Here is a 16,708-nt window from a genome sequence, read left to right as displayed (position 1 = left end):
CATCAGCGCACCGCCGCCCCGAAGGCGATGTCGCTGGCGGGGATTCCGCCCTCACCGGGCCTGAAGCTCTGTGTGGGTGCGCCGCCGTTCGCCACCGCCCAGGGGAAGAGGTGAACGCCATGGCCCCCGGCGGGCCCGTAGGGCATGCCGACGTACAGCCCGGCCGGGCTGCTCGCGAGACTCAGTCCGGCGAGCTGCAGAGCCGCGGCTTCGCTGGGAATGCCGTAGCCGGGTTCGATCCAGGCATCGGACGCGCCGGCCGCGCCGATCATCGGCACGATGTGCACGCCGCCCTTCTCACGGTGTTCCTCCGCAGACTCCTCGCCGGGGGCGCCGATGGCGAGCCGCGTGCTGGCCCCGGTGCTGACGCTGTTGGGCGCGGTGTTGACCGCGGCGAGCCGCTGGCCGAAGAAGTCGCCTGCCTCGCCCTCGCCCTCGACGTCGAGGGAGTTCTGGTCCACCCACGCGTGTTGGCTGAAGGTGTCTGAGGTCTTGATGCGGAAGTTCTGGACGGCACCCGCATCGACGGTCGTGGACAGGTCCTCTCCCGGCACACCGACCGCCAGCAACGACTCGGTGGTGGAGGTGGCCCCTGAAGGCCGGTACGGGACCATGGCGAGCGAGGTTCCGAACCCGTCGCCGGCTTCCGCGGTTCCTGAGACGCCATCCACATCCTGACCCAACCCGAGGACCGTCTTGGGGGAGCCGTTCAGCAGCGTGTGACTGAAGACCGCGACGCCGCCGGCAAACGTCGTCGTGCCGATCGCCTCGCCAGGTGAGCCCACGGCGAAGTGGGTGGGTGCGGCGGCAAGTGACGCGCCGAAGCGATCGTCGGTCTCGAGGGCGCCCGGGACGGCACCGCCGGTCGTGCTGTCCTGGTGGATCCCGGTGACCGTCTGGGTGGTGCCGTGCACGTAGAAGAAGACCCCGGCGTCCTCCGACGAACCGAGTGCCTCCCCCGGGGCACCGATCAGTAGATACGGAGTGCCTGCCGAGGACGTGCCCGCAGCCAGCGCATAGCCGGTCCAGTCACCCGACTCGGCCCCTCCTCCGAGGGTCCCGTTCGATCCCTGGAAATGCTCTGTGACGGCTTTACCGCTGTTCAGGCCCGTCGGCGCCCCGTACACGATCTGCACAAGCCCCGCGTCGACGTTCGTAGCGATGTCCTCGTAGGGGCTGCCGATGACGATATCGGAGCAGCCGTCCGCGTTGGCATCGTAGACGGCCAGCGCATGCCCGAACTCGTCTCCTGGCTCTGCGGCGTTGGGGATCCCTGCCGAGTCCTGTGACAGCTCGAGTCCGCCACTGCCACCGCCGTAGACGATGCGAACCAGGCCTGCCCGCTCCTTGCCGCCGACGGCCGCCTCAGGATCCGCGATAACGACATCGCGAACCCCGTCACCGTTGAAGTCGGACTCCACACCTGAACAGCCAGTGGCGGCCGCGGCAGTCGACGCAAGCCGCTCTCCCGGACCGATCCCGAGACCCAGGATAGTCAGGACGACAACACTCGTGGCGAGCACCGTTCGTCGTCGGGGCGCACGCTGTGGCGGGCGCAATGAGATGGTCACTGAAATTACTCCTCCTTTGCCTATTCCGGCTGTTGTCCAGCCGCCAGATTCTGCTCGGCCATCGGCCGGCTCCATTGATTGCTCGGTGACGTCGGGGTTGGCGCCGAAGCAGCGACGAGAGGGGAGCTCACTGGCAAGCGCGCTTTGCCGGGCCCGCCTCGGCGCACTGCAACTCGCAAAAGTTATGCGGGGCCGCCGCAGCCGTCACGGGCCGAGCCGGGATCAAGACCGCACGAGCCTCGCCACTGCCCGCCAGTTCGGGGCGCGCTGCACGGGATGTCTCGAACCGGTACGCAGCCCTCACGCAGGTACCGCTCGTCGAACTTCCGGCCCGACAGTCCGACGACAGCTTCACAGCGACCTCCGAGGGCTGCGTCGTGGTCGGCGTACAGCAGGTCAATCCCTGCCCGTTCCAAGACGTTCTGCAGGTCCAGCGAGACGCTGACTCGGCCTTTCATCGTCATAGAGGCTGTGGACCCGACGGGCGCGTTCTGGCAAAGACGACGGTTGTCAGGTCGGCAGATGTGACGTCAGAGGGCCCGCCATGAGCACATGTCGTACGTCACTCCGGCGCAGCCTGTAGCGAGAACGGCGCATCGCGCCGATCCCGCTCCCCGCGCCAGCAGCCTGACCACGACGCGATCGCTTGCCCCTGGACCGCCAAACGCGTGCTCAAACACACGGCATTGCCCCCCTCTCAGTGGCACATCACCTCATCAGGCAGGCGCAGCCACTCAGTTACCGGCCGAAGCTCCCATTCCCGAATGGGCCGAGACCCTCAAGCGCATCTGCAGGTGTTCGAAGGGCTTGCGAGGCGTTCTGGCCTCACGGACCAGTCCACACCATTCGAAGCTTCCCCGCTCCGCCCGACGCCCCCACCTGCAACTCCCTTCTGTAACAGGCCGCCCACAGAAGCGGAGCAGGACTATTCCATGTGCCGTTCCAACTTCACAAGATCACATATCCGGACATCAACTCATCAGGGGTGATCACAGTTCGATCACATACCCCACATGGGTGCGTTACTAGTCGACTGCAGAATGGCTACTCCAGCGGGACGAGAGACTTCGCCTCCGAACCCCAGCCCCAGACGTCGACCAAACCCGATGCGCCCGGGCTGGCGAGGCTGATGTGCGGAGCGAATTCGTGCCCGCCCGACGGGGGGCATCCGGCCCAGTCGGCGTTTCAGGCCACCGCACGAGGCGTGGTACCAGAACCGAGGCAGGCCCGGCACACTCGCCCAGGGGGCGGAACCCCCGTACTGCCCGGGAGGGGGAGGCCGTAGCTTGCCCCGGGTTCGGGAAGGCGTGGGTGGGGAACAGGCCGTGTACGCCCTGGCCGAGCGCGGCGCGCAGCAGTTCCTCAGAGTCGTACGCATCGTCGCTGTCGGTGGCCCGAAGACGCCCGCCGGCAGGTGCTGGAGGCCGGAAGCATGCGCCATCCCGACCACGGCGGCGCCGTCCCGTAGGGAATAGGCAACGGTGAGGGTCTGGCCGCGCGGCCCGGTGACCGGCACCTCGCGGCGTTCCAACCCGGCGGCCACTACCGCGGCGACAGTGCGCCATGGGCACGGCCTCCACGGCCAGCGCGGGCACGACCCGCTGCAGACCGGCGGTCACCCGCTCGGTGACTGACCGGCCGTGAGCGAGCCCTTGAACTTGTCAGCCGCGACGAGCACTCACGCGAGCTGAGTAACTGCTTCGTCCGTCACCTTGCAAACCTTGCCATCGCGCCCCGGTCCTATCGGCACCGCCGGATGTCATGCCACTCTGCCATCGTCCGACGTCGCACGCCGAAGATGGTCGTGAAGCACCTGCCCGGCGCGTCGTGCCCGTACGCCGTCGACGCGTTCGAGAGCTCCACACAACCTCGGACTGCCGACGGCGGGTCGCCGGGCCACCGGGTGCGGAGGGTCATAGCCGTTTGGAAGCCGGGAAAGGGTAGAATCAAACGCAAGAACGGTCTGCCGCCTGTCGCATGACTGTTGGGTTGCCGGAAGCCCGCAGGGCTCCGGCTTCCTCCTGCGTGTGGGGCCACGTGGGATGCGTCGGACGCCCTCTGGTGGGCGCGGTCCGGGCGCCAAGAACACGGGGAGGGACCGTCAAAAGGAAGTCGCGCTTCTACGGCTTGCTGTCCGTCGCTGCCTGCTCGGCAGCGGCGATCACCGGCACCCTGGCCGTCGCGGGGGGCGGTGAACCACCGGGCAACGCACCCGGACGACCGCTCAGGATCGACGGCGGTGGCTGGCAGTCCGGGCACCTGCAGGGCATGGCCCTGGACCGCAAGGGATTCATGTACTTCTCGTTCACCAACCTCCTGGTCAAGACAGACCTGGAGGGACGTCCGGTCGGCTCGGTCACCGGTTTCGCCGGGCATCTGGGTGATCTCGACTTCAACACGGACGACCGGCGGGTCTACGGCTCGCTGGAGTACAAGGAGGAGAAGGCCTTCTACATCGCGATCCTGGACGGCGACCGGATCAGCCGGATGGACATGGACGCCGCCACCAGCGGGGTCGTGTCCACCGTTCACCTCCAGGAGGTGGTGGACGACTACACGGCCGACATGGACGGCGACGGCGCCTTCGACGGCAACACCGCGCGCACGGCGGACCACCGCTACGGGTGCAGCGGCATCGACGGGCTGGCGTTCGGCCCGGCGTTCGGGAAGAAGGGCGGGCAGCAGAAGCTGACCGTCGCCTACGGGGTGTACCCCCACACCGGCCGCACGGACAATGACCATCAGGTCCTGCTCCAGTACGACATCCGCGACTGGAGCGCGTTCCAGCGGCCTCTGACGGAGTCACAGCCGCACCGCGTCGGGCCCTCCGAGCCCGACGGCAAGTACTTCGTGTACACGGGGAACACGACCTACGGTGTGCAGAACCTCGAGTACGACGCGCACAGCCGCCGGTGGCTGATGGCCACGTACAAGGGAACCAAGACCACCTTCCCCAACTCGTCCCTCTTCGTGGTCGACGGCGACCGCGTCCCGGAAGCCGGGCCGCTTCGGGGTCAGCCGGAGCCGGAGCAAGGGCAGCTGCTGGACCTGGTCCCACAGGGAGTCCACCATGCGCGGTCGGACACCTACGGCTGGGACTCGCCGGGGCAGTTCGGGCTGGTCGCGCTCGACGACGGCCAGTTCTACGTGGGCGAGGCGGCCAAGGACCACGACGGCGGTGTCACCCGGCAGACGGGCCAGGCCGTACTCCACCGCTGGACGGGCACCGAGCCCACGCCGTTCACCACGGTCACCATCCGGGCTCCGGAGGCGTGACATCGCGCACGGCGCGGGGGCTCCTGCCTGAGCCTCATCGAGCCGCGGCCGGACGCTCTGGCGTGCCGGAGGTGCAGTCCGGCGGGCGCTCACTGCTCGCGCGGGCGGCCGTCGTGCTCGACCCGCACGGCCAGGTACAGTCCCTGATCCCCAAGCCGGGACATCACACCTCGCTGGTGCTGAGGGCCCTGGCGGCGCTGTGACGCATGTGTGCCCCGGCCCGGGGTTCCGGACCGGGGGCACACGTGAAGACGACCGCGTCACCGCGTCACCGCAGCAGCACGCCTCCCGCCGCCTCGACCGCCGACTCCGTCGGCACCGCGACGAGCCCGAGGTCCGCGCCCACCGGGATCAGCCGGTGGGCGGGCAGGATGCGGACGGTGTAGCCGAAGGGTCCCGTGCGGTCCAGGGCGAGGGGGCCCTCGTACACCCAGCGGCCCTCCAGGTCCGGGCCGCTCGCCGGCTTCAGCGGGAAGGTGCGAGCGTCGCGGATGGTGTCGTCGGAGTCGACGCGGCCCGCGACCACCTGTACCTCGACGTCCTCCGGCCGCAGTTCGCCGAGCGCCGCCTGGACGCGCAGCGTGAGCGTCGCACCGAGACCGGCCGTGCCCGAGGAACCCCCCACCGCGTCCTGGTCGACGGCCTCCACGTGGCCGACGGCCACCTGCCGCCACGCCGCGCGCACCCGGGACTTCCAGGCCGCGAGCTCCTGGGCGCCGGTGGCGTCGACGGACCGGTGCGCCTGCGCGGCGGGCGCGTACAGCCGCTCCACGTACTCGCGCACCATGCGGCCTGCGAGCACCTTGGGACCGAGCGTGGTGAGGGTGCGGCGGACCATCTCGATCCAGCGATCGGGCAGGCCGCCGTTGCCCCGGTCGTAGAAGCGGGGGGCGACCCGTTCCTCGATCAGCGAGTACAGCGCCGCCGCCTCCAGCTCGTCACGGCGGTCCTCGTCGGTGGACGCGCCGTCGGCAGTGGGGATCGCCCAGCCGAAGTCGGGCTCGTACCACTCGTCCCACCAGCCGTCCAGGACCGACAGGTTGAGCGCTCCGTTCAGCGCGGCCTTCATTCCGCTGGTGCCGCAGGCCTCCAGGGGGCGCAGCGGGTTGTTCAGCCAGACGTCGCAGCCCGGGTAGAGCTTCTTCGCCATCGCCATGCCGTAGTCGGGCAGGAAAACGATGCGGTGGCGCACCTTCGGGTCGTCGGCGAAGCGCACCAGCTCCCGCACCAGCCGCTTGCCGCCGTCGTCGGCCGGGTGGGCCTTGCCGGCGACGACGATCTGGATCGGCTGGGTGGGGTGGAGCAGCATCTCCGTCAGCCGCTCACGGTCGCGGAGCATCAGCGTCAGCCGCTTGTACGACGGCACCCGGCGGGCGAACCCGATGGTGAGTACGTCCGGGTCGAGTACGCCGTCGATCCAGCCGAGTTCGGCCGAGCCCGCGCCCCGCTGGCGCCAGGAGGCTCGCAGCCGGTCCCGCACCTCGTGGACCAACTGTTCGCGCAGTGACCGGCGCAGCTCCCAGATGTCGGCGTCGGCGATGTTGCCGACGGAGTCCCAGCGCCCCGAGCCGCCGACGGACAGGGCGTCCTCGGTGCGGGCGGCGCCGATCTGGCGGGCGCCGAGGCGGAACACCTCGGGTGCCACCCAGGTCGGGGCGTGCACCCCGTTGGTGACGGAGGTGATCGGCACCTCGGTCGCGTCGAATCCCGGCCAGAGTCCGGCGAACATGCTGCGGCTGACCGCGCCGTGCAGTTCGGAGACGCCGTTGGCGCGCTGGGCGAGGCGCAGGCCCATCACCGCCATGTTGAAGAGGCCGGGCTCGCCGCCCGGGTAGGTCTCCATGCCGAGCTGGAGCACCTTGTCGACGGGCACGCCCGGCAGTTCGGCGCCCTCGGCGAAGTGGCGTGCGACGAGCTCGCGGTCGAAGCGGTCGATGCCGGCCGGTACGGGGGTGTGGGTGGTGAAGACGGTCCCGGCCCGCACCGCCTCCAGCGCGGCGTCGAAGCCGAGGCCGCTGCCGCCGTGCTCGGCGGGCTCGCCCAGTTCGCGGATGCGTTCGAGGCCGAGGAAGCCGGCGTGGCCCTCGTTGGTGTGGAACACCTCGGGCGCCGCATGGCCGGTGAGCCGGCAGTACGCGCGGACCGCCCGGACGCCGCCGATGCCGAGCAGCATCTCCTGGAGCAGCCGGTGTTCGCTGCCGCCGCCGTACAGCCGGTCGGTGACGTCGCGGGCGCCGGGCCCGTTGTCCTCGATGTCGGAGTCGAGCATGAGCAGCGGTACGCGGCCGACCCGGGCGACCCAGATGTGCGCGTGCAGCGAGCGGCCGCCGGGGAGCGCGAGGGACACCCGGGTGGGGGCGCCGTCCGCCTCGCGCAGCAGGCTGACCGGCAGCTCGTTGGGGTCGAGCACGGGGTAGTGCTCCTGCTGCCAGCCGTCGCGGGACAGCGACTGGCGGAAGTAGCCGTGGCGGTAGAGCAGGCCGACGCCGATGAGCGGGACGCCGAGGTCGCTGGCGGCCTTGAGGTGGTCGCCGGCGAGGATGCCGAGGCCGCCGGAGTACTGGGGCAGGGCGGCGGTGACCCCGAACTCCGGGGAGAAATAGGCGATGGCGTCCGGGAAGGCGGGGGCGTCGGGGCCCCCGTCACCGCCGTGGGACTGGTACCACCTGCGGCCGTGCAGATAGTCGTCGAGGTCGTCGGCGGCGGCGGTGAGCCGGCGGAGGAAACGACGGTCCTTGGCCAGTTCGGCCATACGGGTGGCGGAGACGTTCCCGAGGAGCCGTACGGGGTCGCCGCCGACGGCACGCCACCCCTCGGGATCGACGCATCGGAAGAGCTCTCGGGTCTCGGTGTGCCAGGACCAGCGCAGATTGCGTGCGAGGTCACTGAGCGGCCCGAGCGGCTCGGGGAGGACGGGGCGGACGGTGAATCGACGAATGGCCTTCACAGGTTCCACCTTCGCAGGGGAGGTACGCATCCGAGGGGACGCACGACGGTGCGTCCTTTTCCGTCATTTCCGACGGTATCGGTCCGCGCCGAACCTAACCACGGCGCACGGTCGTACGCCGGGCGCACTGGGGTGACCGGGGGGTGAACGGCCGTCGGACGAGACGGATTCCGGCCTCGTGACGGGCCGGTCTCTTCTCGTGTGTCTTGTGCGACCCCGTACGTCCTAGTAGTTAACACATCACCGGATTGCCCACCCGAAGGGCGTGGGAAGGCTCACCCGGAACGCAGGCGAGAGCACCCCTCGATCGGCCTCCCTACCGTCCACCCGAGTGAACGCGGACAGGAGCGGACATGCCCGCAGCCCGCCAGTCACCGACTCAGCAGATACAAATAAAACCTAGTCAAATGAGACTCGGCCCGCACAAACGAGACATTCCGCTCCATCCGACCTGCCCGCACAGCCCTCAGGTGATGTTGTGAACTCGCTCATCGGTCGCATCCCCGTCCTGGACGTCCGCCCACTCGTCGACTGCGGCAGAAGGCCCGCGAAAGCCGTGGCGGGTGAGACCTTCCAGGTCACCGCCACGGTCTTCCGCGAGGGCCACGACGCTGTCGCCGCCAATGTCGTGCTGCACGACCCGAAGGGCCGCCCCGGCCCCTTCATCCCCATGCGGGAACTCGCCCCCGGTACCGACCGGTGGGGAGCGGAGGTCACCCCCGCCGCAGAAGGCCACTGGACCTACACCGTCGAGGCCTGGAGCGACCCCGTCGCCACCTGGCGCCACCACGCCGGCATCAAGATCCCTGCCGGGATCGACACCGAACTGGTGCTGGCCGAGGGTGCGGAGCTGTACGAACGCGCCGCTTCCGGCGTGCCCAAGAAGGACGGCCGGGAGGCCGTGCTCGCCGCCGTCGACGCCCTGCGCGACACGACCCGGCCCGCCGCGGCACGGCTCGCCGCGGCGCTCGCCGCCGACGCCGACGCCGCCCTGGCCCGTCATCCGCTGCGTGAACTGGTCAGCGCCTCCCCGCCGCTGCCCCTGCTGGTGGAGCGGCGGCGGGCGCTGTACGGCTCTTGGTACGAGCTGTTCCCCCGTTCGGAGGGCGCCGTCGTCAAGGAGGGCGAACCGCCGGTCTCCGGCACGTTCCGCACCGCCGCGGAACGGCTGCCCGCGCTCGCCGCGATGGGCTTCGACGTGGTGTACCTGCCGCCGATCCACCCCATCGGCACCACCCACCGCAAGGGACCGGACAACGCGCTCACCGCGGGCCCCCACGACGTCGGCGTGCCCTGGGCCATCGGCTCCGCCTCCGGCGGGCACGACGCCGTCCACCCCGACCTCGGCACGCTCGCCGACTTCGACCACTTCGTGACGGCCGCCCGCTCGCTGCGCATGGAGGTGGCGCTGGACTTCGCACTGCAGTGCTCCCCCGACCACCCCTGGGTGAAGCAGCACCCCGAGTGGTTCCACCACCGGGCCGACGGGAGCATCGCGTACGCGGAGAACCCGCCGAAGAAGTACCAGGACATCTACCCCATCGCCTTCGACGCGGACATGAAGGGCATCGTCCGCGAGACGGTGCGCGTGCTGCGGTTCTGGATGGACCACGGTGTACGGATCTTCCGCGTCGACAATCCGCACACGAAACCGGTCGTCTTCTGGGAGAAGGTGATCGCGGAGATCAACGGCTCGGACCCCGACGTCATCTTCCTGGCGGAGGCGTTCACCAGGCCGGCGATGATGCACACCCTGGGCGCGATCGGCTTCCAGCAGTCGTACACGTACTTCACCTGGCGCAACACCAAGCACGAACTGACCGAGTACGTCACGGAGCTCGCCGGCGAGGCCGCCTCCTACATGCGGCCCAACTTCTTCGTGAACACCCCCGACATCCTCCACGCCTACCTCCAGGAAGGTGGCCGGCCCGCCTACGAGATCCGCGCGGTGCTCGCCGCGACCCTCTCACCCTCGTGGGGTCTCTACGCGGGCTACGAGCTCTGCGAGAACGTCCCGCTGCGGTACGGGAGCGAGGAGTACCGGCACTCGGAGAAGTACCAACTCCGCCCGCGTGACTGGGAGTCGGCGGAACGGGAGGGCCGTACGATCACACCGCTGATCACCACGCTCAACCGGATCAGGCGCCGCCACCCGGCCCTCCAGCAGCTGCGCGACATCCACTTCCACCACATCGACAACGACCGGATGATCGCCTACTCCAAACGCTCCGGATCCGACGTCGTCCTCGTCGTCGCCAACCTCGATCCCCACCACACCCAGGAGGCCACGGTCTCGTTGGACATGCCGCAACTCGGTCTCGAAGGGGACGAGACCGTACCGGTGCGCGACGAGCTCACCGGCGAGACCTATCACTGGGGCAGGGCCAACTATGTGCGCCTCGAGCCGGGCCGCGCGCCCGCGCACGTCCTCACCCTGCGACCGTCCCAGCAGACCGGAGGGTCACCCACATCATGATCGTGAATGAGCCCGTCCACGACACGTTCGAGGACACCCCCGCACGCGACCGCGACCCCGACTGGTTCAAGCGGGCCGTCTTCTACGAGGTCCTGGTCCGCTCCTTCCAGGACAGCAACGGCGACGGCGTCGGCGACCTGAAGGGCATCACCGCAAAGCTGGACTACCTCCAATGGCTGGGCGTGGACTGCCTGTGGCTGCCGCCGTTCTTCAAGTCCCCCCTGCGGGACGGCGGCTACGACGTCGCCGACTACACCTCCGTGCTGCCGGAGTTCGGTGACCTCGCCGACTTCGTGGAGTTCGTCGACGCCGCCCACCAGCGCGGCATGCGCGTCATCATCGACTTCGTCATGAACCACACCAGCGACCAGCACCCGTGGTTCCAGGAGTCCCGCACCGACCCGGACGGGCCCTACGGCGACTACTACATCTGGGCGGACGACGACAAGCAGTACCAGGACGCCCGGATCATCTTCGTCGACACCGAGGCGTCGAACTGGACCTTCGACCCGGTGCGCAAGCAGTACTACTGGCACCGCTTCTTCTCCCACCAGCCGGACCTCAACTACGAGAACCCCGCCGTGCAGGAGGAGATCATCTCCGCGCTGCGGTTCTGGCTGGACCTGGGCATCGACGGCTTCCGGCTGGACGCCGTGCCGTACCTGTACCAGGAGGAGGGCACCAACTGCGAGAACCTCCCGCGCACCCACTCCTTCCTCAAGCGGGTCCGCAAGGAGATCGACACCCACTACCCCGACACCGTGCTGCTGGCCGAGGCCAACCAGTGGCCGGAGGACGTCGTCGACTACTTCGGCGACTACCGCGCCGGCGGCGACGAGTGCCACATGGCCTTCCACTTCCCGGTGATGCCGCGGATCTTCATGGCCGTACGGCGCGAGTCCCGTTACCCGGTCTCGGAAATCCTGGCCAAGACACCGGCCATCCCGAAGAACTGCCAGTGGGGCATCTTCCTCCGCAACCACGACGAGCTGACCCTCGAGATGGTCACGGACGAAGAGCGCGACTACATGTACGCGGAGTACGCCAAGGATCCGCGGATGCGCGCCAACATCGGCATCCGCCGCCGCCTCGCCCCGCTGCTGGACAACGACCGCAACCAGATCGAGCTGTTCACCGCGCTGCTGCTGTCACTGCCCGGCTCACCGATCCTCTACTACGGGGACGAGATCGGGATGGGCGACAACATCTGGCTCGGCGACCGGGACGCGGTGCGCACGCCGATGCAGTGGACCCCCGACCGCAACGCGGGCTTCTCCTCCTGCGACCCGGGACGGCTCTACCTGCCGACCATCATGGACCCGGTCTACGGCTACCAGGTCACCAACGTCGAGGCGTCGATGTCGTCGCCGTCGTCACTGCTGCACTGGACCCGGCGGATGATCGAGATCCGTAAGCAGAATCCGGCCTTCGGGCTCGGGTCCTACACGGAGCTGCCCTCGTCCAACCCGGCCGTGCTCGCGTTCCTGCGGGAGCTGCCCTCCCAGGAGGAGGGCGGGGACGATCTGGTGCTGTGCGTCCACAACTTCTCGCGGTTCGCGCAGCCGACGGAGCTCGATCTGCGGACGTTCGCGGGACGGCATCCGGTGGAACTCATCGGCGGCGTACGGTTCCCGCCCATCGGGCAGTGGCCGTATCTGCTGACCCTCGCGGGTCACGGCTTCTACTGGTTCCGTCTGCGCAAGGACGCGAAGGCCGTCGCGCCCAAATCCTGACGTGCCCACGAGGGGGACCCGACCGGTCCGAAAGGCGCCCCCTACTCCGGCGGGGCGGTTTCCGCCGCCCCGCACCGGGCACTCCCCCCTCATCCCCGCGCGCCGCCGGACAGCCACAGCTGCAATCCGGGACACTTTGCGCATTCGTGGTGTACCCGGGGAAAGGACGCGATGCCCATGTCGGAGGCTGCATCCACCCGGACTCCGCTCGGTCTGCTTCCCTCGCTCGCCCCGTCGCTGCGCCGGTGGCTGCCCGGTCAGCGCTGGTTCGCGGGCAAGGGATGTGCGGTCGCAGGCTTCTCGCTCGTCTCCGCGACGGAGCTGCTGCCCCTGGACGGGCCGGGTCCAGGACTGCTGCATCTCCTCGTACGGGTCCGGCAGCGGGAAGCGCCCTCGCCGTCGTCCGGCGACTGCTACCAGTTGCTCATCGGTGTCCGCGAGACCCTGCCGCCGGCTCTCGCCCCCGCGCTGATCGGCCACCTCACCGAAGGGCCGCTCGCCGGCCGGACCGTGTACGAGGGAACCCGCGACCCGCGGCTCGCCACGCTCCTGCTGGAACGGCTGCGCACCCCGGGCTCGCTCGGCCCGCTGCGCTTCGACCGGTTCGACGGCGCGCCGGCGATCCCGGCGGACCTGCCCGCCCGGCCCCTGGACGCCGAACAGTCCAACTCCTCGCTGGTCTACGGCGACGCGTACATCCTCAAACTCTTCCGCCGTATCCACCCCGGCCCCAACCCCGATCTGGAGCTGCCGCTCGCCCTCGCCCGCGCCGGGTGCGAGCGGGTGCCGGTGCCGGTCGCCTGGTACGGAACGGCCACGCCGGAACCTTTCACCCTGGGCGTCCTCCAGCCGTTCCTGCCCGGCTCGCGCGACGGCTGGGTGCTCGCGCTGGAGGCCCTGGCGGACGACCGCCCCTTCCTCGGCGAGGCGCGCGCCCTGGGCCGGGTCACCGCCGAGGTGCACACCGCGCTCGCCGACGCCCTGCCGACGGTCAAGCTCGGCGGCCCGCACACCGAACGGCTGGCGGCGGCGATGGTCCGGCGGCTGGAGGCGGCGACCCGGGCGGTACCGGCGCTGGTGCCGTACGCGCCGCGGCTGCGCGCCTCCTTCGACGCGGTCGAGGCGCTCGGCGCGCGCGGCCGCACCTGGGCCGCCCAGCGGGTCCACGGCGACCTGCACCTGGGCCAGATACTGCGGGGCCCCGAGGACGCCCCGTGGTCCGTGATCGACTTCGAGGGCGAGCCCGCCAGGCCGCTCACCGAACGGTGCCGGCCGCAGCCCGCCGTACGCGACGTCGCCGGCATGCTCCGGTCCTTCGACTACGCGGCCCGTACGCACCGCCCCTGGAACGCGGCCTGGGCCGAACGGTGCCGCGAGGCGTACTGCGACGGGTACGCCGAGGCCGGCGGTGACGATCCGCGCTCGGAGCCCGAACTGCTGCGCGCGTACGAGACCGACAAGGCCGTCTACGAGGTCGTCTACGAGGCGAGGCACCGGCCGGACTGGCTGCCGGTGCCGATGGCCGCGATCGAACGTTTCGCCGCACTCGACTGACCGACCGACCCCGACCTGACTTTGACCCGTACCGTCCCCCACCGCAGTTCGCCGCCCGAGGAGGCCGAATCCGTGACCGCCCGACCGTCGTCCCGCAAGTCCCCGGGACCGGAAGTCCCGCACCAGCCGACCGAGACGCACAGCGCAGACACCGACACCGCCGTGCCGGCCGGACCGGAGCCGGTGCGCGGCACGGGAGAACGCCCCGCCTCCGCCGGGACGGACGGGCGTACCGGCGGCCCGGCCACAGAGGCCGGCTCCGCGGACGTGACCGGGGCGGCCGGGGCGGTGGACGCCGGCGGCCGCTCGTCAGGCGCCCGGAAACCCCCCGCCGGCCTCGGCGGCCGGGCGGACACCGGGCAGGACGCGGCGGGAGCCGGCGGTGACGGCTCGGCGGCCGCGGACGGCACAAGTGCCGTGGCGGCGCCGGACGGTGGCGGCGAGCCGGCAGCCGGTACGGGAGGGGCACGGGGCTCCGGCCGTACGAAGCGTGCCCGGACGGGCGCGGCCGGCTCCGCCGTCGTCACCGCCGAGGCCGTCGCGACCGTACCGGAGCCGGTCGGCCCGAGCGAGGACGCGGCAGGTTCCGCGGACGCCTCGCGCACGGCCCGCCCGGTCGCCGCAGAGGCCGGGCCGTTGCAGGCCGGTAAGGGCGCCTCGCGGGAGAGGCGCCGAGGCGGCGCGGGTTCCCCGGGGGAAGGCGCCACCGCCGCCCGGGCGGAGAGCGCCGGCCGGAAGCCGGGCGCGAGCAGGCGCGGCGCGTCCGACAAGAACGCACCGGCGCCCGCCGGCACCGGGCGCGCCCCGGTCGGCAGAACCGCCGGGGCAGGCGGGGCGACGGGCGACCCGGCGGCCCGAGCCGGTGCCGGGGCGAGCGGCCCCGGGAAGGCCGGCCGGGGCAAGGCTGCGGGTGCGCCGCGGCCGCGTGACGGGCGCGGGGTCCGTGCGGCGCAGCCGCTCGGCGGCGACGACCGGGCCCGGCTCCTCAGCGGCGGCCACCACGATCCGCACGCGCTGCTCGGCGCCCATTCGGTGCGCGGCGGCGTCCAGTTGCGGGTGCTGCGCCCGCACGCCCTGTCCGTCACGGTCCTCGCCAAGGGCCTGCGCGCCCAGCTGAACGACGACGGCGACGGCCTCTTCTCCGGCGTGCTCCCGCTGCTCACCACCCCCGAGTACCGCCTCCTCGTCACCTACGAGGGCCACGAGGACGGCTTCGAGGTGGAGGACCCGTACCGCTTCCTGCCCGCGCTCGGCGAGCTCGATCTGCATCTGATCGGCGAGGGCCGGCACGAGGAGCTGTGGAAGGCGCTCGGCGCCCATCCGATGACCCATCAGGGCGTCACCGGCACGCGTTTCACCGTCTGGGCGCCCAATGCCCGTGGTGTGCGCGTGGTCGGCGACTTCAACTTCTGGAACGGCACCGGCTTCCCCATGCGCTCCCTCGGCGGTACCGGAGTGTGGGAGCTGTTCCTGCCCGAGGTCGGGGACGGCGCGCTCTACAAGTTCGAGATCATGCGCCCGGACGGCTCGTACACCCAGCGGGCCGACCCGATGGCCCGCCGTACCGAGGTGCCGCCGGCCAACGCGTCGATCGTGACCGAGTCGCACCACGAGTGGTGCGACCAGGAGTGGATGACGCACCGCGCCGACCGCCTCCTCCACGAGGCGCCGCTGTCCGTATACGAGGTGCATCTGCCGTCCTGGCGCCCGGGGCTGACCTACCGCCAGCTGGCCGTGCAGCTGCCGAAGTACGTGAAGGACCTCGGCTTCACCCATGTCGAGTTCATGCCGGTCGCCGAGCATCCGTTCGGCGGGTCCTGGGGCTACCAGGTGACCGGCTTCTACGCGCCGACGTCCCGGATGGGCACCCCCGACGACTTCCGGTACCTGGTGGACAGCCTGCACCGGGCGGGCATCGGTGTTCTGGTGGACTGGGTGCCGGCGCACTTCCCGCGGGACGACTGGGCGCTGGCGGAGTTCGACGGCCGTCCCCTGTACGAGCACAGCGACCCGGCGCGGGCGGCCCATCCCGACTGGGGGACGCTCGAGTTCGACTACGGGCGCAAGGAGGTGCGCAACTTCCTGGTGGCCAACGCGACGTACTGGTGCGAGGAGTTCCACATCGACGGGCTGCGGGTCGACGCGGTCGCCTCGATGCTCTATCTCGACTACTCGCGCGAGGACGGCCAGTGGTCGCCGAACGAGCACGGCGGCCGGGAGAACCTGGACGCCGTCGCCTTCCTCCAGGAGATGAACGCCACCGTCTACCGGCGCAACCCGGGGGTCGTCACGATCGCCGAGGAGTCCACGGCGTGGAACGGCGTGACCCGCCCGACACACCACGGCGGGCTCGGTTTCGGCCTGAAGTGGAACATGGGCTGGATGCACGACTCGCTCGTGTACGTCTCCAAGGAGCCCGTGCACCGCAAGTACCACCACAACGAGATGACGTTCTCGATGGTGTACGCCTACAGCGAGAACTACGTGCTGCCGATCTCGCACGACGAGGTGGTGCACGGCAAGCGGGCACTGGTCAGCAAGATGCCCGGCGACTGGTGGCAGCAGCGGGCCAACCATCGGGCGTACCTGGGCTTCATGTGGTCCCACCCGGGCAAGCAGCTGCTGTTCATGGGCCAGGAGTTCGCCCAGGGCGCGGAGTGGTCGGAGGGCCACGGCCCGGACTGGTGGCTGCTCGACCCGTCGTACGCGGCGGAGCCCGATCACCGCGGCGTGCGGGACCTGGTGCGCGAACTGAACGTGGTGTACGGCGAGACCCCCGCGCTGTGGCAGCTGGACACCGTGCCCGAGGGGTTCGCATGGGTGGACGGCGGCGCCTGGGAGGACAACGTCTTCGCCTTCCTGCGCTTCGACAAGCACGGCGCGCCGCTGCTCGCGGTGAGCAACTTCTCGCCGGTCGTGCGGCACGACTTCCGTCTGGGCGTTCCGGAATCGGTCACCGCCTGGAAGGAGGTCCTCAACACCGACGAGGAACGCTTCGGCGGCTCCGGCGTGCTCAACGCGGACCCGCTGAAGCCCGAGCAGGTCGAGTCGCACGGTCGGCGTGCGTCGATCGCCCCGACGCTGCCGCCGCTGGCGACGATCTGGTTCCGGCCGGCGTGAGGCGCTCCGGGACGGTCACGGCCGTGTGCCC

The 16,708-nt window shown here is 70.6% G+C and carries 8 protein-coding genes and 1 pseudogene; 6 read left to right on the top strand and 3 right to left on the bottom strand.

Annotated features, from left to right (window positions below; genetic code table 11):
* Positions 1-2: 2 nt before the first annotated feature.
* Together OGH68_RS25440 and OGH68_RS25435 are read right to left on the bottom strand one after the other, a co-directional pair.
* Entirely contained in the window at positions 3-1,571 is a 1,569-nt protein-coding gene (locus tag OGH68_RS25440; RefSeq protein ID WP_264247288.1) for a VCBS repeat-containing protein, read from the bottom strand.
* 1,330 nt (positions 1,572-2,901) lie between these two features.
* Positions 2,902-3,249, bottom strand: a pseudogene (locus OGH68_RS25435) (glycerate kinase); the annotation flags it as partial.
* Positions 3,250-3,698: 449 nt separating this feature from the next.
* Between OGH68_RS25435 and OGH68_RS25430 the strand changes: the two are divergent.
* Together OGH68_RS25430 and OGH68_RS25425 are read left to right on the top strand one after the other, a co-directional pair.
* The gene (locus OGH68_RS25430; RefSeq protein ID WP_413471031.1) at positions 3,699-4,847 is read left to right on the top strand and encodes a hypothetical protein; all 1,149 of its coding nucleotides are present in this window, start codon (positions 3,699-3,701) and stop codon (positions 4,845-4,847) included.
* 62 nt (positions 4,848-4,909) lie between these two features.
* Positions 4,910-5,050 (top strand): hypothetical protein, encoded by a 141-nt coding sequence (locus tag OGH68_RS25425; RefSeq protein ID WP_264247287.1) that lies wholly within the window; start codon positions 4,910-4,912, stop codon positions 5,048-5,050.
* Between the two features lie 65 nt (positions 5,051-5,115).
* On the opposite strand, the gene glgP is transcribed toward OGH68_RS25425, so the two are convergent.
* Positions 5,116-7,794: an alpha-glucan family phosphorylase gene (gene glgP, locus OGH68_RS25420; RefSeq protein ID WP_264247286.1), complete on the bottom strand. Its 2,679-nt coding sequence runs from the start codon at positions 7,792-7,794 to the stop codon at positions 5,116-5,118.
* Positions 7,795-8,272: 478 nt separating this feature from the next.
* Here glgP and OGH68_RS25415 point away from each other — a divergent pair, with 478 nt between their 5' ends.
* From OGH68_RS25415 to glgB, 4 genes are all read left to right on the top strand, one after another.
* Positions 8,273-10,270, top strand: coding sequence for an alpha-1,4-glucan--maltose-1-phosphate maltosyltransferase (locus OGH68_RS25415; protein ID WP_264247285.1), 1,998 nt, complete (start codon positions 8,273-8,275; stop codon positions 10,268-10,270).
* Positions 10,267-12,003 carry a maltose alpha-D-glucosyltransferase gene (gene treS, locus OGH68_RS25410; protein ID WP_264247284.1) on the top strand — a complete coding sequence of 579 codons (1,737 nt, stop codon included), beginning with the start codon at positions 10,267-10,269 and terminating at the stop codon, positions 12,001-12,003. Before OGH68_RS25415 ends, treS begins: the two co-directional genes overlap by 4 nt.
* Before the next feature lie 177 nt (positions 12,004-12,180).
* Positions 12,181-13,557: a maltokinase N-terminal cap-like domain-containing protein gene (locus tag OGH68_RS25405; protein ID WP_264247283.1), complete on the top strand. Its 1,377-nt coding sequence runs from the start codon at positions 12,181-12,183 to the stop codon at positions 13,555-13,557.
* A 72-nt stretch (positions 13,558-13,629) separates the two neighbouring features.
* The gene (gene glgB, locus OGH68_RS25400) at positions 13,630-16,677 is read left to right on the top strand and encodes a 1,4-alpha-glucan branching enzyme (RefSeq protein WP_413471030.1); all 3,048 of its coding nucleotides are present in this window, start codon (positions 13,630-13,632) and stop codon (positions 16,675-16,677) included.
* Positions 16,678-16,708: the final 31 nt, after the last annotated feature.

It is taken from the genome of Streptomyces peucetius, assembly GCF_025854275.1.
GTDB classification, from domain to species: domain Bacteria; phylum Actinomycetota; class Actinomycetes; order Streptomycetales; family Streptomycetaceae; genus Streptomyces; species Streptomyces peucetius_A.
The sequence above is the reverse complement of the archived record's forward strand: the minus strand, read 5'-3'. Positions and strand labels throughout refer to the sequence as shown.